The sequence below is a fragment of the Endozoicomonas sp. ALC020 genome, assembly GCF_049275935.1.
Lineage (GTDB): Bacteria > Pseudomonadota > Gammaproteobacteria > Pseudomonadales > Endozoicomonadaceae > Endozoicomonas_A.
The window spans coordinates 2,730,234-2,748,932 of sequence record NZ_CP184830.1 but is presented as its reverse complement, the minus strand read 5'-3'; the positions used below and the strand labels follow the sequence as shown (position 1 = coordinate 2,748,932).

19 protein-coding genes are annotated in these 18,699 nt (G+C 49.1%); 13 read left to right on the top strand and 6 right to left on the bottom strand.

Going from position 1 to position 18,699, the window contains the following annotated elements; translation table 11 throughout:
- The first annotated feature begins 467 nt into the window (after nt 1-467).
- On the top strand, nt 468-881 hold the full coding sequence (locus tag ACOJUO_RS09815) for a hypothetical protein (RefSeq protein WP_422136543.1): 414 nt from the start codon (nt 468-470) through the stop codon (nt 879-881).
- A 167-nt stretch (nt 882-1,048) separates the two neighbouring features.
- Here the strand turns inward: ACOJUO_RS09815 and ACOJUO_RS09810 are convergent, their stop codons facing one another.
- Nucleotides 1,049-1,213, bottom strand: coding sequence for a hypothetical protein (locus tag ACOJUO_RS09810; protein WP_422139674.1), 165 nt, complete (start codon nt 1,211-1,213; stop codon nt 1,049-1,051).
- Between the two features lie 316 nt (nt 1,214-1,529).
- On the opposite strand from ACOJUO_RS09810, the gene ACOJUO_RS09805 reads away from it, so the two are divergent.
- Nucleotides 1,530-1,790, top strand: coding sequence for a type II toxin-antitoxin system RelB/DinJ family antitoxin (locus ACOJUO_RS09805; RefSeq protein WP_422139673.1), 261 nt, complete (start codon nt 1,530-1,532; stop codon nt 1,788-1,790).
- Between the two features lie 2 nt (nt 1,791-1,792).
- Nucleotides 1,793-2,062: a type II toxin-antitoxin system YafQ family toxin gene (locus ACOJUO_RS09800; protein ID WP_422139672.1), complete on the top strand. Its 270-nt coding sequence runs from the start codon at nt 1,793-1,795 to the stop codon at nt 2,060-2,062.
- A gap of 51 nt (nt 2,063-2,113) precedes the next feature.
- On the opposite strand, the gene ACOJUO_RS09795 is transcribed toward ACOJUO_RS09800, so the two are convergent.
- Nucleotides 2,114-2,308, bottom strand: a complete 195-nt coding sequence (locus ACOJUO_RS09795; RefSeq protein ID WP_422139671.1) for a hypothetical protein — start codon at nt 2,306-2,308, stop codon at nt 2,114-2,116.
- A 591-nt stretch (nt 2,309-2,899) separates the two neighbouring features.
- Here ACOJUO_RS09795 and ACOJUO_RS09790 point away from each other — a divergent pair.
- Both ACOJUO_RS09790 and ACOJUO_RS09785 read left to right on the top strand, forming a co-directional pair.
- Nucleotides 2,900-4,600: a hypothetical protein gene (locus tag ACOJUO_RS09790; protein ID WP_422139670.1), complete on the top strand. Its 1,701-nt coding sequence runs from the start codon at nt 2,900-2,902 to the stop codon at nt 4,598-4,600.
- Nucleotides 4,601-4,624: 24 nt separating this feature from the next.
- Complete coding sequence (locus ACOJUO_RS09785) at nt 4,625-4,906, top strand: nuclear transport factor 2 family protein (protein WP_422139669.1); 282 nt, start codon at nt 4,625-4,627, stop codon at nt 4,904-4,906.
- 64 nt (nt 4,907-4,970) lie between these two features.
- On the opposite strand, the gene ACOJUO_RS09780 is transcribed toward ACOJUO_RS09785, so the two are convergent.
- Both ACOJUO_RS09780 and ACOJUO_RS09775 read right to left on the bottom strand, forming a co-directional pair.
- Nucleotides 4,971-7,250, bottom strand: a complete 2,280-nt coding sequence (locus ACOJUO_RS09780; RefSeq protein WP_422139668.1) for a TonB-dependent hemoglobin/transferrin/lactoferrin family receptor — start codon at nt 7,248-7,250, stop codon at nt 4,971-4,973.
- Nucleotides 7,251-7,376: 126 nt separating this feature from the next.
- Nucleotides 7,377-8,420, bottom strand: coding sequence for an endonuclease/exonuclease/phosphatase family protein (locus tag ACOJUO_RS09775; protein WP_422139667.1), 1,044 nt, complete (start codon nt 8,418-8,420; stop codon nt 7,377-7,379).
- A 313-nt stretch (nt 8,421-8,733) separates the two neighbouring features.
- Between ACOJUO_RS09775 and ACOJUO_RS09770 the strand changes: the two genes are divergently transcribed.
- Complete coding sequence (locus tag ACOJUO_RS09770) at nt 8,734-9,819, top strand: outer membrane beta-barrel protein (RefSeq protein ID WP_422136539.1); 1,086 nt, start codon at nt 8,734-8,736, stop codon at nt 9,817-9,819.
- A gap of 48 nt (nt 9,820-9,867) precedes the next feature.
- Here ACOJUO_RS09770 and ACOJUO_RS09765 read toward each other — a convergent pair whose 3' ends face one another.
- Entirely contained in the window at nt 9,868-10,377 is a 510-nt protein-coding gene (locus tag ACOJUO_RS09765; RefSeq protein ID WP_422136538.1) for a copper resistance protein NlpE, read from the bottom strand.
- Nucleotides 10,378-11,158: 781 nt separating this feature from the next.
- On the opposite strand from ACOJUO_RS09765, the gene ACOJUO_RS09760 reads away from it, so the two are divergent.
- From ACOJUO_RS09760 to ACOJUO_RS09730, 7 genes are all read left to right on the top strand, one after another.
- Nucleotides 11,159-13,210, top strand: a complete 2,052-nt coding sequence (locus ACOJUO_RS09760) for a TonB-dependent hemoglobin/transferrin/lactoferrin family receptor (RefSeq protein WP_422136537.1) — start codon at nt 11,159-11,161, stop codon at nt 13,208-13,210.
- 122 nt (nt 13,211-13,332) lie between these two features.
- A complete protein-coding gene (locus ACOJUO_RS09755) occupies nt 13,333-14,025 on the top strand; it encodes an energy transducer TonB (protein ID WP_422136536.1) in 693 nt (230 codons plus the stop codon).
- Nucleotides 14,026-14,082: 57 nt separating this feature from the next.
- The gene (locus ACOJUO_RS09750) at nt 14,083-14,769 is read left to right on the top strand and encodes a MotA/TolQ/ExbB proton channel family protein (protein ID WP_422136535.1); all 687 of its coding nucleotides are present in this window, start codon (nt 14,083-14,085) and stop codon (nt 14,767-14,769) included.
- A complete protein-coding gene (locus ACOJUO_RS09745) occupies nt 14,766-15,194 on the top strand; it encodes an ExbD/TolR family protein (RefSeq protein WP_422136534.1) in 429 nt (142 codons plus the stop codon). The genes ACOJUO_RS09750 and ACOJUO_RS09745 overlap by 4 nt, the downstream gene beginning before the upstream one ends.
- Entirely contained in the window at nt 15,191-16,084 is an 894-nt protein-coding gene (locus ACOJUO_RS09740; RefSeq protein ID WP_422136533.1) for a heme/hemin ABC transporter substrate-binding protein, read from the top strand. The genes ACOJUO_RS09745 and ACOJUO_RS09740 overlap by 4 nt, the downstream gene beginning before the upstream one ends.
- Nucleotides 16,085-16,105: 21 nt before the next feature.
- Nucleotides 16,106-17,155, top strand: a complete 1,050-nt coding sequence (locus ACOJUO_RS09735) for a FecCD family ABC transporter permease (protein ID WP_422139666.1) — start codon at nt 16,106-16,108, stop codon at nt 17,153-17,155.
- On the top strand, nt 17,155-17,928 hold the full coding sequence (locus tag ACOJUO_RS09730; RefSeq protein ID WP_422139665.1) for a heme ABC transporter ATP-binding protein: 774 nt from the start codon (nt 17,155-17,157) through the stop codon (nt 17,926-17,928). The genes ACOJUO_RS09735 and ACOJUO_RS09730 overlap by 1 nt, the downstream gene beginning before the upstream one ends.
- A gap of 506 nt (nt 17,929-18,434) precedes the next feature.
- Here ACOJUO_RS09730 and ACOJUO_RS09725 read toward each other — a convergent pair.
- Complete coding sequence (locus tag ACOJUO_RS09725; RefSeq protein WP_422139664.1) at nt 18,435-18,677, bottom strand: hypothetical protein; 243 nt, start codon at nt 18,675-18,677, stop codon at nt 18,435-18,437.
- Between the last annotated feature and the right edge of the window lie 22 nt (nt 18,678-18,699).

The window sequence follows — 18,699 nt, the reverse complement described above, 5'->3', positions numbered from 1 at the left end:
AGAGACAGTTTAGTATAGTCAGCTGCACTCGGACTATATATAACTCATTGTTTTTAAATAGATTTGCTATATGCACCACTAGCTCATAATCGGCAGGTCCTGGGTTCGAGTCCCGGAAGGCCCACCAGATACAGCAAAGCCCGTAGCGTCAGTGAACACTACGGGCTTTTTTGTGTCTCGTTTATTGTGCCTACTAATGCACCTACTTTGTGTCGGACTGTAACGGTATTAAAAAGTGAGTGTGTAAGTAAATCTCCAGAGCCCTTAAAGGCAGTGACCGCCGCCCCAGTTGACATCCTCCCCGCCGTAAAGAGGGTGTCGCAAAAGCACACTAAAGGCTCTGCACAAGTGCAGAGTCTCTTAGAGATTGCAATCTCCTGTGCATGACGGCCCTCGGGGAGGACTTAAGCCCGATGCCTAAGCAATGCGGGGACATTTGAACTATAAAAATGAGAGGGAATAAGAAAATGAAAAAGCTATTTTTTTCTACATCAGTCTTACTGGCTCTATTGCTGTCTGGCTGTGATCGTGATGCCCAACTCGCATCCAGGAATCTATCGAAAGCAGCGGATCAATTTGAAATTGATCGTAGAGTTGTTTTTTACAATGGCATTACAGGCGACTATATGCTTTCGCTCGAGGGCAAGTGTTCAATCAAAGACAGCAACAGGCAGCTAGAGGTCACCTGTAAGACGGGTCCCAATGAATTTAAAAAGCACTTCTTGGGGTTGTCCGATAATGTCACATACTTCGCTGAACAGACGAACGGTGTTGGTGTGAGTGTTTATCACAACCGAATCATCTGGAAGCCACAAAGTATCATGCCGAATATTGATATTAACGGTTCTACTGATGACCTGATGGAGAGTATGACAAAGTAGACTAACCCATAGAGCTGACGGGCAGCGTAGCTGTCTCCGTCAAGCGAGTTGCCAGGCGGCGTGGCTATTTCCGAAGGTGGTTTACGATGATGGCGAGAGTTTCTTCTATTTTGTCAAAATGTTTGCAGTTCTCAGACTGGTAAGCCTCGATCTTGTGGTCTTGCTGATCAAAACGTTTTTCTACCTGAGCGAACATACATGGGCCGGTTCTCTCGATGATTTTCCAGCACAATCTTCTGTGTTTCCCCGGTAATCTGGACGAAGCGATGTACAGCGTTATCCAGCGATTCAAAATGGGATTCAAGTCTCTCTACACGATGTCCCAGTGACATACTGCGTGCCGTTATCATTTGTTGTAGGAGCAGTCAGAATAGCAGGCATTGTGAGAGGGCCGCCAAGGTATTGCACAGTGAAAAGTGTGAACTGGTTTATCAATCTCTGAGTGTCCTTTTCATTTGCGTCAACCCATGGTCACAGGTTGGCAAGACTGAGCTGGTTGACGGCCAGATACTTTGCCGGGAGTGTAATCGCAGAAAGTCCAACAAGTAGTAAGCGACCTACCCACCCCATATACAGGCAGCTGAATTTTGAAATGTGTCCCAATTGGCCTACACTATAAAACACCATTCAATACCAGAGGGAACCGTCATGAGCAAAAGCGCTGTGGTCAGGGCCAGAGTGGAACCTGAGCTGAAGAAACAGGCTGAAGCGGTGTTTCGCAAGATCGGGCTGAACACAACACAGGCCATTACTCTTTTTTATACGCAGGTTGAGCTGTGCAACGGGTTGCCGTTTGATGTGCGTATTCCTAACGAAGAGACTCTGAAGGCTTTCGAGGAAAGCGACAGAGGGGAAGGGTTGGTAGAGTGCAAAGATCTGGATGACCTGTTTAAGAATCTGGATATTTAAGCATGCTGATACCCGTATTCTTAAACCGCTTTCACAAGGACGTTAAAAAAGCCAGGAAGCAGGGGAAAGATATTGACAAACTCAAGCTTATCACCCGCCAGCTGGTAGAGCAGAAGCCCCTGGCTGCCAGACACAGGGATCACCTTTTGACCGGGAATTATAATGGCAGGCGGGAATGCCATATAGAGCCAGATTGGTTGTTAATCTACAGGCTGGATGATGATCGTATTGTGTTTGAACGGCTCGGGAGTCATTCCGAGTTGTTCAGATAGCAAGGTGTCCTTATCCCACCTTCCCCAGCAACGCCTCCTGCTCTTCACGACTCATAGCTTGCCGTCTGCCTTCAGTGACTTGATAAGCTCATCATGGGATACGGTTTCCTCGCACCGGTGCTCTGCCACTGTCGCAAGATCTTCAAGGTCTTCTAACAGCTCCTGATATTGATCCACAGGCAAAACGACTGATACCCGGTTTCCCTCGTCATCGGTTATGTATTGCGGCTTTTGTTGTGCTGGCATGGTTTTATTTCCGATTTAGACCTACCTTTTTTACGTATTTCCTATTTTTAAGTACTGCTTTTGGCCTGTCGGTAAGCCTCAACAATACCGCTATTCCTTTTCTCAAATAGCAAAACTCCATCATCGCGACTCCATACCTGTTCACTAAGCCGGTATTTAATGCTCTTCACTTGAGTTGGGGCTAGTTTTGCCATTAAAACCATCTTTGGATGTTGCGCCCTCTTTGCACCTTCTATTACACCCCCCCCCTTTCTGTCGGACTTAAGCGGAAAACAATAGTACAGCTTGGAAGCTTATGGAAATAATAAGTCCAGTAAACAAGAGGTTATAAGCAAGATAAGGGATCATTTGGAATGATACGAAAGCACAAATTGAAAGACACATACTCGGCAGGTCCCGGGCTCAAGTCCCGGAAGGCCGACTTCCGGAAAGAGCAAGCAGCAACAGTGCGGGAAGGTCTGCGCAAGCGCCCAGCCCTTTCACGTGGAATACGCAAAAGCACACTTATTATCTTGATCTATCCTTCCTCTCTGTAACCCAGAAGGCAGGGATAGAATTATTAAACACTCACTCTTTGCAGCACTGCTCTTAATGTCATTGTCTGTCATCAGCCAATCTAAACCGTTGACAAGACATTTTGTTGTCGAGCTCGAGCAGAATGCAGATTTTCCAAACCGGGACTTTTCTATAAAGCTTGACCTCCGCATGTTGTCGGGGAACCCCTCAGACAATATCGACTCAGACGGCTATGCAGAACCCGGCTCGTCACCTGATGACAAACGACACAAACCTTACAGCTACAGGGTGAAAACGATCCTCATTGAGTCGATTTCGTGGCGGTGGCTTTGTGCTACGAATCTGCTGGTTGCTTGTGAACTATTTCTGACCATCCAAAACTCCCCTCTGGACTCGCTCCCTTGTTCATGGCCGCCTCTGGCAACAGCTATCGCTGTCGGTTGGCTTTTAAAAAGCTATTTCAACCCCGACTCACCAGTGTTTAATTCGATTGAACAAAAAGAAGCGTGTCAAAATCATCTGTTTCAAAATCATCTGTTCGTAATCACCACAACGATGCCTGGCTCTGAACATGCCCCACAACAAGGCCAGCCATCAACATCATCCGGCCAGCAAATCCCTCAGGCTACCACTTACATTAAAGGCTATTTCACCAGGCTCCTGAATTCTGACTCTGGCAATAACAACGAAGGCCCTGAACAATACCTGCATACTTTGGGTTTAAATTGTTATCTCTATCCCTGTGATGGTGTTTGTCGATTCCGACAATCTTCCAATCCATCCGAGAGTGGAGCGTTGGTTTGTGAAGAAAGTTCAACAAACAACACAGAAGAAACACCCGAACAAATTTCATGCCCCCATTTGGCCAATACACAGTGTTATAGTTGCAACTCTTCCGATGGTGCTGCCCTGAACTCAGTAGTTTCAGGGGAAGCCGATGCAACCTGCCTTGCCAGTAAAGTAACTTGCAACGTGTTAGTGTTAGGGGAGGATGATCATCTTCGTCAATGCGGATCGGTCTGTAAAAATGTCAGAGCCCTGTCGTCTCACAAAAGCAGCATCCACACCGGGCAAAAAACCTGTGACTTGACCGTGCCCGGGGAGAGTGGCCAGCTGTGGCCATGTGGGAAGACCTTTAAGAATGCTCAAATCCTTTCGGCTCACAAAAGAGAGGCTCACACTGGACAACAAACATGTGACCTGACTGTGCTCGGGGAAGATAACCAGCTGCGACCATGCGGAAAAATTTTCAAAAATACACGATCATTGTCGTCTCATAAAACCAGCTTCCACACCGGGCAAAAAACCTGTTCCTTGACCGTGCCCGGGGGGGATGGTCAGCTGCGGCGATGCGGGAGGGTCTTTAAGAATTCTCAAGTCCTGTCGAATCACAAAAGAAGAACTCACTCCGTGCAACAAACCTGTAACTTGACCGCGCTCGGACAGGATGGCCAACTGCGACCATGCAGGAAAGTCCTTAAGAACACTCGAGCAATGCTGGATCACAAAAGCAAAATCCACAGTGGGCAAAAAACCTGTGAAGTGATCGTGGTTGGAGAAGATGGACAGCAACGACCATGCGGAAGAGTTTGCAGGCATATCACAGCCCTGGCGAATCACAAAATGAGAGACCACTCCGGGCAAAAAACCTGTAGCGAAACCGTGGTCCACGAAGATGGCCAGCAGCGAACTTGTGGGAAGGTCTGCAAAAACGCGCAAGACCTGTCGAATCACAAAAGAATACATCGAAAACGCAAGCCTGTTGATGTGAACTAGGGTGACGAACTCAATACCGGCCTGGTGGGCTTCCTGAAGGAGTTTGTTGAAGACTATCCGGAATACAGTTACGACGTAAAACACATCTATGCAGATGGTGATTATGTGATCTTTCATTCCCACGCCACATTGAATAAAGATGATCGTGGTAACGATGAAAAGGGTATGAATATCATTGATAACTGGCGTTTGGAGAATGGTCGTATTGTTGAACACCGGGATTCCATTCAAGCGTTGGACGGTTTTATGCGCTTCTATTCAATGATCAGTGGCGGCAACATTCGCAACGAAAATGGTGTGTTTTAAGGAAGTTTTCAGGTTGAGGCAAGGAATGGGTTCCCAAGGGAACCAGAGTTGTGCCACAGCCTGGTCATATTTCCCACTTCACACTGACAGAAAAGTTCCTGCCGGTCTGGGTATAACGGTTAAGGCCCTTATAGGTGTCAGAAAGACCGCGTACATCATCCCACTTCCAGTATTTCTTGTCAGTAATGTTGAAAATACCGGCAGTGAGAATCACGTCTTTAATGGGCTTACAATAAGTGGTCATATCTACAAGACCATAGCCAGGTGTTGCGAACTGTTCGCCCCCTGCTTCACTCTCGTTTGAAGCAATATCGCTATTAGAGATATCGTCTTTATCTTTCGCGGCGACCAGAGTCCACATCATTTCCCCGCCCCAGTTGTCATCGGGTGAATCATAGGCCAGTCCAATAACAGCGGTGAGCGGGGCAATACTGTTTAAAGGATCGTCTTTAAATAATTCTCCCTTATCATTGGAGAAAGTACCCTGACCTTTACTCCAGGCAACCGCTGTCTTAAAACTTGTTCCAATGGGCGCCCCTATGGCTTCATCCAGCCAGAGCTGGCCCTTGAACTCAAGACCCTTGATGGTTGTGTCATCCAGATTCTGATACTGGTACTGAACATCTCTCCCAACTGTTCCAAGGGGAACCATTTCAATAAAGTCGTCATACCGATTATAAAATGCAGTGATTTCTGCACTTCCAAGTCGCCCGTTCGCTCTCAATCCTACTTCAATAGAGTCACTTTTCTCGGGCTCCAGATCGGGATTAGGCATGACATGAATGTTCATTGAACCGACAGGTACGATTTCTTCAAAGTACATCGCAAATAAATCAGGTGTGCCAAAGCCCTGGCTGTATTGTACAAACCCTGAAAATACGTCTGTGAACTTGTAAACAGCGCCCAGTTTTCCAGACCAACTGTCGTATGATTTGTCTTTATATGCTTTTTTATAATATTGATCCGTTTCAGTTTCTGGTGAAAAACTGTCATAACGAATGCCTGGTGTCACGGTCAGACGATCGTCCAGCAGGGTTATTTCATCCTGAAGATAGATACCCGAAGATTCAACGGTCGCCAGCGGCGCATAACGACTAATGTCATTCTCTTCACCAGCTGGATTTTTGACGTATGTGGTCTTGTTCAGGTTATTCTGCTCTTTTCTTCCCAGCTCCAGTCCATAGCTGATAAGGTGATCGGAGGATTTGAAGTCAAGCCATTTGGTCATCTTCAGATCCAGCTGCCAGCTGGTTTCCCTGTAGATGTAATCCTTGTTTCTCGCCTGGGTTTTCCATTTCGAAGGGCCCGGGACCTCGACCAGCATTTCATCGTAGGTAATCTGATTAGTCTCGGTTTCCTGCCAGTTCAGGGTCCACTTAAGCGTATCGAAAACCGGTATGAACGCTTCCCACTCATGAAACACGCCAAGGCGTTGACGTTTTGTTGAGTCCTCTGCTTCAAATTTGCTGTAAGGAGAAGGGTTTCCAGTGGGCTGTACACCGACCATTGACAATAAATCAGTGTCAGAGTGAAGCTCCCGCCACTCAACTGTCAGCCCCATACGATGATCGTCGTTCAATTGGTACTGTAACTTGCCCAGTACGTTATTGACACTAATATCCTTGGGGTCGGCTTCTTCCCTGGCCTCACCCTTCACATCGGCACCACCATGGGTCCGGGTTTCTTTGGCATCGCGACGGGTATAAATCAGCAGGCTTTCCAGATCATCACTGCGATTAGCAAACGTTGCTGTTTCAGTAAAGGCACTGTCAGCAGAGGAGTATCCCCCCTTCAGTGATGCGTAGGCGTCATTACCTTCGGGATGAAGAAAGTCTGCCGGGTCTTTGGTGACAAAAGCAACAACACCGCCAATAGCATCGCTACCATGTACGGTCGATGCCGGACCTTTTAAGACTTCAACGACCTTGATGGTTTCGAGGTCAATAAAATTTCGCTGGGAACGCAAAAACATTTTGGTGGAATCAAAGGCTTTGGCCTGATCCACTCCGTCTACAGTAATCTTGACCCGGTTGGCATCCATCCCACGAATATTGAAGCTGCCCGCACCGGTTCTGCCATCATTTGTGACCCTGACCCCCGGCTCGTAACGAACCAGGTCATCAATGTCATTGACCATTCTCTTTTCAATGTCATCCGCCGTGGTGACATCCACGCTGCTGGCCACCGAATCGAGATTCTGTTCAGTCAGTGTCGCTGATACAGTCACCTGGTCCAGCAGAGTGGGTTGTATAGACGGCAAAGCTTCTTCAGCCTTGACTGTGACATTTGCTACTGCCATGACGGCCAGGGCCAGATGTGTTTTTTGAATCGCGGGTAGGCTCATTGTTTAACAGCAATTCCTGAAGTTCGGGCGTCAATGCGATTGTTACAGCGTCTCCCGAGTCAGTGACCGAGTATGACGAACAGGACTGATAATTGAGAGATCAGTCAGGTTAATCCTGAAAATAAATCAGTTCTTCTGCAATCTGAACTCCGCCACTAAAGGCACATGATCCGAGAGCATTTCAGCTTTTTGGACCACTCTGGCCTTCACTAGATCCAGCTTTGCTGAGTAAAAGAGATAATCCAGCGTCCGATCCAGACCCAGATCCTGACGGGTTCGACTAGTGAACCACCGTTGCCTTTCCTCTCCAGAAGCCTGTTGAGGCGTTGGAACAACCGGAAACCTGTCGGTCAGTACGGATAACTCGGAGTCTTTCTGATACCAGAACTGCTCGGAGTCATCGAGGTGCTCATACTGTCCCTGCGGAATCAAATTGAAATCCCCTCCGGTAATCCACAGGGAGTCGGCCCCCATCCGGTCCAGCCGCTCAGCCAATTGCTTTACCTGCCTTTGCATAATATCCAGCCCTTGGGCAAAAGCATCCAGATGCGTGTTAATCACCGTCAGTGACCCGGCTCCCAGGTTGATTTCGGTCTCCAGCAGGGCCCGTTGAGTGGTCGCAGGATAAAGAGACTGATCAGGTATGGCAGGAAGGTCATGCCTGACGACACTGTCAATAGCAAACCGGGATAAGGTCAGCAGGTTCACTCCACCCGGCTCTTTCCGGACATTCGGTGAGGCCCGTTCGTTCAAATAACTATAAGCGGTGAAGGCACTGCAATGAAACCTTACAGGCAGGGCGTCTTTCAACCACTGGATCTGGTTCATCCTGACTCTGGGGTCTACGTCGACTTCCTGAAGCAGAAGGATATCAGGGTTCTCTTCTTCAATCAGGTCTGCTACCTGATGAAAAACAGACAATTGCTTGTCAAGAGCCAGAGCTTCGAGTTGCTGCGGGGGCTTCCATAGTTCATAGATGCCTCCGGCCATAAACTGCACATTCCAGGTCATCACTTTGATGGATTGACCGGCTTCAAGCTTTTCCGGTGTTCCGGTGCATTGAACAGAGGGTTTGGCAAAAGCAGAACCGGCTGCCAGCCCCAGCTTGAGTAACACAGTGATCAACAATAACCACGAATGAAAAGAAGTGGTCTTCGAATCTGAAGGCATAGTTCCACCCTGACTGGATAAACGTCAGATCGGCCAGAGTCTGCTCTCAACCAGCTTCTCATTGCCGACCATGGATACCCAGTATAGACCGCAGTTTTCTGCGGCTCTTACAATTTCTTTTTGACTATCGCGTTTATACAGAACTTCAGTACAGGTTGAACGACCTGCTTTTAGATAAAGGCATTACAACATTACAAAGTCTATGTCGTTTAATATGGGTAGAAATCTCATTTAACGCCACAAAGACATTTAACAGATGCACATTAAATAGGTACACTTCGCCTACATCCCAACGACACCAAGGAATGTAGCCGTGTATAAAAAACGACAGTTACTGGCTTTTGTAATTTCCACCGGATTGGCCGCTTCGGTTTATGCTGATGAAGGACGCTGGTATATCAACCCTGCGATTGGTCTTCAGAATTTTGATTCTGATCGCAATCTGGACGATGCCACCACACTGACTCTGGGGGGTGAATATCGCTTTAACGACCAATGGGCCACAGAACTGAGATTTCTCGACAGCAATGCTGACAGCAGAATTGGGGATACCGATGTCAACCAGTATTACCTGGATGCTCTCTACTACTTCAAACCCATGACAGCCAGGTGGCAACCTTTTGCCATTCTGGGTGTGGGCCACGGGGAATTTGAAGGCAAGCTCAATGACTCTCAGGAAACACAGGCCAACGCCGGTGTTGGTGTTCGCTATGCCATTAACGAAAACTGGTCGCTGCGCGGGGATGTTCGTGGCATCCACGGAGCCGATGACAGCACCTGGGACAGTCTGGTCAACGTCGGAATCAGTTATGCCTTCGGTGGAAGTTCAGCTCCTGCCCCGGCGCCTGTTGAAGCAGATAGCGACCAGGACGGTGTACCTGACAGTCGTGATAATTGCCCAAATACACCAGCCGGTGCGACGGTTGATGCCAGTGGCTGTGCACTGGACAGCGATAAAGACGGTGTTCCGGATTATATGGATCAGTGCCCGAATACTCCCGAAGGCCGCAAAGTCGACGACAATGGCTGCAAAATCGCACTGATAAAAGACATCAGCATGAAGCTCAGCGTCAATTTTGCTACCAACTCTGCCGTGGTAACCGGCGAGATTGATAACGTCGACGAAGTGGTTCAGTTCCTGAAAGCCTACCCTGAAGTACCTGTGGAGATTGGAGGTTACACCGACAACAGAGGTGCTGAGGAATACAACAAAAACTTGTCACAGCGTCGTGCAGATGCAGTTCGCAACATTCTCATCAATGATTATGGTATTGCAGGCGACAGCATCACAGCCGTTGGTTACGGCGAAGATCAGCCTGCTGCCAGCAATGAAACAGCTGAAGGACGTGCCGCCAACCGCCGGGTTGAAGCCACTCTGAAGCATAAGATCGAGCAGTAGTTCTGGCGAGGAGAGTTCATTCGAACTCTCCTTTGCCAAGTGTCACCATCAGGGCATCTTTTTCAGATTGTAGCGTGAAGCTAAATCACCCGTTGCCTTCTCGCCGTTCACATCCAGTTTCATAAGCATGTTTTCACCAACGAAGTATTGGTTTGGACCTGACTCGTCAACCAAGGTGACGACGTTGCCCGATTTGTTCCAGGTGAATTTACCTCCAGATTTGATTGGGTCGCCTTCTTTGCCTTCATACAACTCAACCAGTGAGTAGGTGCCGTCTTCATTGAGTGTCAGCGTTGTGTCGATGCCTGCACAATCTGCACAGGGAAGTTTACCTTCGTAAATGCCAATCCAATTCAGAGCGTTTTGCGCGTTTTGACCAGAATCGACAAAAGTATCGGTGTTGGTCAGCTGCTCTTCTTCGATTGGAGCTACATCAATTGCGTTTTTCTGATGTGTTGCCTGAGGACCGTCAACCGCACTTGTCTCCGGCGGTTTCTCATCCTGACAGCCCACTGTGATGATCACCACACCAGTTAGCGCCAGTAGTGTCTTTTTCATTTCACACCTCTTTGACAAGGCAAGGAGTGTCACTAAAGCCTATTCGCCAAGCGAAAATCATGTTGGAACAGGCCTCATTTGACTTTAGAACCCATTAGAAAAGGACGCTAGTGGAATAAAATTCACTAGCCAGTCCAGTAGTACCTGCTCACGGAAAAAATATGTATCAAACCCCCAGAAAACATCACCCGTGTTCGTTGAAAATCTAATCCCGTGGATAAAAATTCCAGTGGGCCGATCCAGCCAATCAAACCTGTTACAAAAATTTATTTGCTGCTGATGATGTATTGGATAATTGCCCCAGACCAGATAGGAAGGACTGAAATATGTTGCTCGTACAACAACTCCAAACACTGGCGGAACGAGAGTTACAAACATACCGAGACCTTTGCGAGATTTGCACAGTGTATAAGCTACCACTTTAGATGCAAGACAGAATAAGGCAACCGAAAACCAGCAGCCTGTCGAACTTAAGCGTCCACCTGGACGGGGTCGCCCAGACGGGGTCGCCCAGACGGACGCTTAAGTCCGACAGACTCCCGGCAGGAAGCAAAGCAGAATGAAAATTACAAACCTGTAAAAAAAAACCTACAGAGCAACCAAAAATATCACAATCGCAAAAACCAATTTCTTTATACAAATGATAATGATTTGCGTTTAGGTTGTGTTTTGCATATTATCCTGCAACATCATCACAAGCGCTTCGGGGTATTCAGAACACTGCGCTTGTGTGATTGATCCCTATAAAGAATCCTCTAATAGCAGTACACGTAGGCCAACAATGACGTTTACCAAAAGTAGACTGGCAATTGCTGTCATGGCAGTGTCTTCCGGTTTTGTTTACGCAGACAGCACACCTCAGACCAATGCAACCCTTCTCAATCAGGTGACAGTCACTGCCACCCGATCTGAAAAAGACATCACCGATGTAGCCCAGACGATTGAAGTCGTAGACCAGTATCAGATCCAGCAGGAACAACCTGAGTCTGTGGCTCAAGCCGTCCAGTCTCTGCCAAACGTATCCGTCAGTGGTGGCCCGCGCACTAGCTCCCAGAACATTAATATTCGCGGTCTGGAAGGCACTCGTGTTCTTCAGATCACCGATGGTGCCCGCCAAAACTTCTCCAACGGCCACCGTGGTAGTTATTTCACAGACCCGGAACTGCTGAAATCTATTGAGGTGGTTAAGGGTCCATCCAGTAACCTGTGGGGTTCAGGTGCTATCGGCGGTGTCGTTGTGCAAAACACCAAATCCGCAGAAGAAATGCTGGAACCCGGTGAAACTTTGGGTGGCTATGTATCCCAAGGCTTCCACAGTAACAATAATGAATCCCGCACCAGCGGCTCGCTTTATGGTGTGAATGACAACTTCGACTGGTTGCTCAATGGCTACTATAACGACGGTGGTAACTATGAAACAGGGACCAGCGGCGAAGGGAATGGAGACGAGGTTGAGAACTCCGGCTCCCGCGAACAGGGTGGTATGGCCAAACTGGGCTGGCAGCTGAATGACGACAGTCGTCTTGAGTTTAAAGCTCAGCAGGCTCAAACCAATGCCAAAGTTCCCAGCAATCCCGCAACGGCTGTAGATACGGACTCCCCATTGATTATTCAAGAGTCCACCAACACCAACCTGTCTGCTGCTTATCTTTTTAATCCTGACAGCGTTTTGGTGGACAGCAAGTTCCAGCTGTTTTACACCGATACTGAATTTGATGAGTATCGTATTGAAGACGAGCAGACTGATAATACCCGATACAAGACATTGGGTGCAGCGTTTACCAACGTATCAAAGCTGACTCATTTAGATTTAACCTATGGTCTTGATGCCTACAAAAACACCATTGAAACAGTTCGTGATGACTTCGGAAATGAAGGTAATCGCCCGGAAAATCTCGATGGCGAGTCCACCACTGCAGGTGCTTTTGTTCAGGCAGATGTTCCTTTGGCAGAGGCATGGACTTTGCAAACCGGGGTTCGATATGACCGCTTTGAGACCAAGGACAACCGTCCTGACTCCGACATTGAAGACAAGAAACAGTCTGACAACGCAGTCTCCCCTTCTGTTGCCCTGATCTGGGACACCACTGATTGGCTGACTCTGACTGCCAGTTACAATGAAGCCTTCCGCGCACCGAATATGGAAGAAATGTTCTCTACAGGAACTCACTTTGCAACGCCAGTTGGCACCAACAGGTTCGTACCCAACCCGAACCTCAAACCTGAAGAAGCGAAGAATAAGGAAATTTCAGCCCGGATGAATTTTGCTGGCCTTCTGAGTGATGATGAACTGACCATCACAGCCAACGTCTTCCAGAACGATGTGGATAACTTCATTACCCAGTTCGTTTATGATCCAAACATCTTTGGTGTTCCAACCAAAACAACCTGGAAGAATGTTGATGAAGCTCAATTGAAGGGCTTTGAGTTGGCCGGCCAGTATCGTTACCAGGATATCCAGCTCGGCCTGTCCTACGGCCAGACCCGTGGCGAAGATAAAAAGACGGGTGAATATCTGGATAACATACCGGCCGACAAAGTGGTTGCAGATGCTGCCTACCTGATGCTGCAGGGTGACCTGAAAATTGGTTCACGGTACACCTATGTCAGTGCTCAGGAAGATATTCGTTCCGATTACGACGGCCAGTCCTCATACGACAGCTACGATCTGGTCGACCTTTACGCTAGTTATGAGCCAACTACCGGCGCTCTGAAAGGCATCAAGACCGATCTGACAGTCAACAACCTGATGAACGAGTACTACATTTCTGCCTGGGAAACACTCTACGAGCCGGGTCGCAATATCAAGCTGAACGTGCGCTATATGTTCTGACTTTTAACCCTGTGACGGTTACTGCAGCGCACCCAATAAATGCGAATTATTATCATTTGACTTATTGAATACGTCTTAAAGTTGCAGTAATCTTCACTCGCCAATGCACAAGTAAACCGATTATGTCTCGAACGCTGCTACTCACATTGATCATCTCCATTTCCGTACATATGGCAGCGGCTATCTACCATGGTCAGCAGGAAGTTGAGCAGACTAAAGTGGCTCAGGGCAGCATCAGGGCTCCCATCAGAATGACCTTTTCTTCAGTGCAGCAGGCTGCTCCCCAGCCGGAGCCTGTCAGGGATACCCCCAAACCTGTCGAGAAAAAACCAACGCCCATCAAGAAACCAGAGCCAAAGAAAAACGTCGTCAAGATAGCGGAACCAGAGCCGCAACCTGAAAAGCCCGAAGTTAAAAAAGAACCTGAGCCAGAAAAGGTGGTCGAGAAAAAACCGGAACCGCCCAAAAAAGAAGCAGAGACTCAGGTAGTCAAAACCGCCACAGAAAAGAGTGAAGCAGAAGGTCTCAGCAACGAGCCTGTTTTCGTCTCCAGACCTGCTATTCGCAAGTCCGTCCCTCCCAAATACCCGCGCACTGCGCAACGAAGAAACCAGCAGGGCGTCGTTATGCTGGAAGTCCTGATAGATATTGAAGGCCATGCAATGAGCATAAAAGTGCTGGAGTCGTCCGGTTTCAGGCTACTCGACCGGTCGGCTATTGCAGCGGTTGAAGACTGGGAGTTCGAACCCCAGAAGCGTAACAACCGGCTGGTGGCTTCCCGGGTCCATATTCCCGTGGCATTCCAACTGAATTAACAGCCTCTGGCTCACCCAAAATAGAAGATTTTGAAGATAAAAAACAGGTATTAATTGATGTTACTGGAACAGATCTCTTCCCTGGGACTCATGGGCTGGCCCCTGATCATTATCTCCTGCATCAGTCTGGCTCTTATCCTGGAAAGACTGATCACTTTTACGCTGCTGCCCAGCCTCAATAAAAAAAGCATGAATACCCTGCTCAATGAAGTTCGCGGCTGCTCCCACTGCAATAATAGCCAGAACAAACTCTGCAAAAACCTTGTTGCCGGAAAAGGTGTTCGCAAGGGTATCGCTATTCTGTTGAGCCACAATGACTGCGAAAAAGAGATGCGTGAAGAAGTAGCAGGCCTCTGGCTCCTGAAACAAAAAAACACCCTTCATGCCTGGCTGAAACCACTGATGCTGATTGGTATTCTGGCACCTATGTTGGGACTACTGGGCACCGTTCTTGGCCTTATTGGTATGTTCCAGGGAATTTCTGAAGTACAGGGCCCGGTAACACCGGATATTCTGGCTGGCGGCCTCTGGGAAGCGATGTTCACCACCGCCTTTGGTCTGATGGTGGCCATTCCATCCCTGGCAGCCGCTCACGGTTTTGGCATCTGGGCCAATCACTATGTGTCCAAACTGGAGTTTGCCCTGAACCATGCCAACCTGCTGCTGGAAGGCCTGAAAATGAACGACGATGGCATTGCCCTTAATCAGGAAACCGGCACCTGTCCTGAGGCCGTTCCAGCATGATTCGTATTTCCGATAGTGACGAAACAAACGCCTCTTTTTCCGCAGCGGATCTGACACCGCTGCTGGATGTTGTCTTTATTGTCATGGTTTTCCTTCTGTTCACAGCCAATGTGCAAACCCTGAGTCTGCCTGTGAATCTGCCTGAAGCCAGCCGTGAAGAAGCTGCCCTGACTGAGGAGCCTGAAACACTGACCGTAAGTATTCTGGCAAATGGTCAGCCCTGGGCACTGGCAGAGAATAAATACGACAGTTTTAAAGTGTTTAGTCAGGCGCTGCTGGCCCGCGTCAAGCAAGCGCCTGACACCACGGTCCTGATCGCGGGTGATCAGGAAGCACCTCTGGGTAACCTGGTTGAGCTAATGATGTTTTTAAGTGAGCACGAAATCACTGCCGCACAAGTCCTTATGGAGGAGAAAAGTCCATGAACACAGTGCCTGGAAAGAAGCTTCTGGCCTCTCTGGCAATGGCTTTCCTGCTGCCAGTGTCTCTCTTCACAACGGCAGCAGTGACCAACGCCCAGAACAACCGTTCAGCAGAGGAGAAACGTATTGTTTCTGCCGGCAGTGGTATTACTGAAATCATTTACGCACTGGGTGCTGGTGACCAGCTGGTAGCAGTGGATCTCACCAGTAACTACCCTCCTCAGGTTAACAAACTGCCCAAACTCGGCTATCACAAGCAGCTCTCTGCCGAAGGTATTCTGGCACTGAAGCCTGACATGCTCATTGGCACAGACGACATGGGTCCAAAAACCACCATCACTCAACTGGAAATGGCGGGTCTGGAAGTTGAATCCTACGCCACCGACAACTCTGCCGAAAGCATTCACAAGCGAATACATTCGTTGGCGAAATTGCTGGATAAAGAGAAAGAAGGCGACGCTCTCTGGCAATCCATCGAGAACGACCTGAAAGCCTCACAGCAACTGGCCGAAGGCAAAGATAAACCCAGAGTCCTGTTCCTGCTGGCCATGGAAGGCAGAAACCCCTCCGTTTCCGGTGCCGGTACCGAAGCCAATGCCCTGATCAAGCTGGCCGGTGGTTTTAATCCTGCAGAAGCTCAGTTCAACAGCTATAAACCTCTTTCCAATGAATCGCTGTTGACCCTCGCTCCTGATGTGATTATCTATTCGGATCGTGGTCGTGGCCTCACCATGGAACAGTTGTTCGACAGCCAGCCTGTTTTGAAACAGACGCCTGCGGGTAAAAATGCCCGTGTTATTCCCGTAGACGGTCGATTACTGCTGGGAGGTCTGGGTCCCAGAACCGGAGAAACAGCTTTGAGTCTGGCCAAGGCCTTTTATCCGGAATCCTGATCACCGTCACTGAGAACAACAATGAACCCTAGTCGTAAATCGGCACTGTTGCTGATAATGCTGGCCTTGGCCCTGCCAACTGTCATGGTGCTGTCCGTGGGCACCGGTCCGGTGGCCATTGCCCCTCTGGATATTATCTGCATTTTCCTGGATAGACTGGGCATCACTGACAGTCAGGTATCCGACCAGACACGTCTGATCGTAGAATCCATCCGCCTGCCAAGAACACTGATGGGTATCATGATTGGCGGCTCTCTGGCCATTGCCGGTGCTGCCATGCAGGGCTTGTTCAGAAACCCGCTGGCTGATCCCAGTATCATCGGTGTATCCAGCGGCGCGGCCCTTGGAGCGGGTATCGGTATTGTTTTAGGATCGGCGCTTTTCGCAGGATTCTCCAGCCCACTGCTTATGGATTACAGCGTTTCACTGCTGGCTTTTGGCGGCGGCGTTCTTACGACCTTGATCGTTTATAAAATGGGTACCACCAGCAACGGCACCTCTGTCGCTACCATGCTGCTGGCCGGTGTGGCGATCTCTGCACTGGCAGGCGCAGGTATGGGAATCCTGAATTACATTGCTGACGATGCCACTCTCAGAAGCCTGACCTTCTGGCAAATGGGCAGCATAGGTGGTGCCAACTGGAACTCGGTCCTGCTCTGTTTCACCCTTTTAGGTCCAGTTATTTTCTTGCTGTGTCGTTACGGACTGGTTCTCAATGCCATGTTGCTAGGCGAATCCGAAGCCCGACATCTGGGCATTGATGTTCAGAAAACCAAGCTTAAATTGATCCTGGTGACGGCCATGGCGGTCGGTGTCTCTGTATCGGTCGCCGGTATCATTGGCTTTGTCGGACTGGTAGTCCCCCATCTGATTCGTTTGCTGGCAGGACCTGATCACAAAACACTGTTACCCGCCTCAGCCATGCTGGGGGGTATCCTGTTGCTGGCAGCCGATATGATCGCCAGAACCACTGTCGCTCCCGCTGAACTGCCCATTGGTATTGTCACCGCCCTGATGGGTGCTCCGTTCTTCATGTCCCTGCTATGGCAGCAACGCAAAAGGATCGCCTGATGAGTTGTCTCAAGGTTGAAAATGCCACAGTGCAGATTGCTGAAAAGAGACTGCTTGATGACGTCAGTCTTACAGTCGCTCCCGGTGAAATAGTCACAGTTCTGGGCCCTAACGGGGCTGGTAAAAGCACCCTGATGAAAGTCATCAGTGGAGAGCAAAAGCCTTCTTCAGGAAAGGTACTGTTAAATGACAGAACTGATTGGGGACTGCAACAACAAGCTCTTATGCTGGGCGTGTTACCTCAGTCTTCCTCACTGAGCTTTCCTTTCACGGTTGCAGAAGTGGTTATTCTGGGACGCATTCCCTGTGCTACAGACCGGACAGAAAATCTGGCCATCGTTGAGGCGGCACTGACAGAAGTCGATGGTCTGCATCTGAGAGATCGTCGGTACACCACCCTTTCCGGTGGTGAACGACAGAGGGTTCATATGGCCAGAGTGTTGGCCCAGATCTGGGACGAACCGGATTTTGGCAAACGCTACCTGTTGCTGGACGAACCCACTTCAGCACTGGATCCGGCTCATCAGCAACTGACTCTGAAAATGGCCCGCAAGCAGGCTGAGAAAGGTGTAGGTGTAATGGTTATTCTGCACGATCTTAATCTGGCAGCCCGTTACTCAGACCGTCTGATGATTCTAAAAGAAGGGGCTATAGCAGCCCAGGGAACACCCCATGAAGTGTTGACCGCAGAAACGTTACAGGCTGTGTTTGATGTGGATGTTACGATTTCGGAGCATCCAGTTCATGGCTGTCCTTTGGTTATCAATAATTAATCTCTGTTGGGATCTTTTCACAATTTCTCATCCCCCTCGAACGCCAGGATGAGAAATTGGTTCCTTTAATTTTATACCTACGCAAGTGACACTCCCCGCCTTGTCAGGCGAGGCTTCTGACTTCACAGGCTACAGCCAGCCTATAGCGACTGGACTTACACAGAAGCCTCCATCAGCAGTAACCGGGTGCCTCTCGGTTATTTATTGGTCTCTTGTTTGATTTGCCGCAGCCTTAACGGGTCACTCAGGTATGGGCTCGTCTGGTTCTTCAAGGGCGGTTGAGCAGTTGTCTCTGCCTTAATTTTTTGTTAACAGTGCTTGGTTTTCGTCACCGTGAGTCTCTGCATAGAGACAGACCGATGGAAAATATAACCAACCACGTACAAATACTCAACCGCAACGCTCTGCGTTCCCGTCTTATATCCCCGCCCGATTGAGGGTGTCGCAAAAGCCCAACAACTCGTTCCCACGCTGTGAGGGTGTCGCAAAACTTCAACAGCTCGTCCTCACGCTCTGAAGTCGTCATTCCCGCGAGGGCGGGAATCCAGCGCCAACGGTGGATCTCTGCCTTCTCGGGGATGACAAGGCCAGGGGGACAACGGGCAGTATGGTTTTGGTGGAGAGTCAGTGTGGATTCCCGCCTTCGCGGGAATGACGAGAATGAAGCCGGGAATGACGAGAATGAAGCCGGGAATGACGAGAATGAAGCCGGGAATGACGAGAATGAAGCTGGCAATGACGGGAGTCAACGCGTTCCCACGCCGGAGAGAG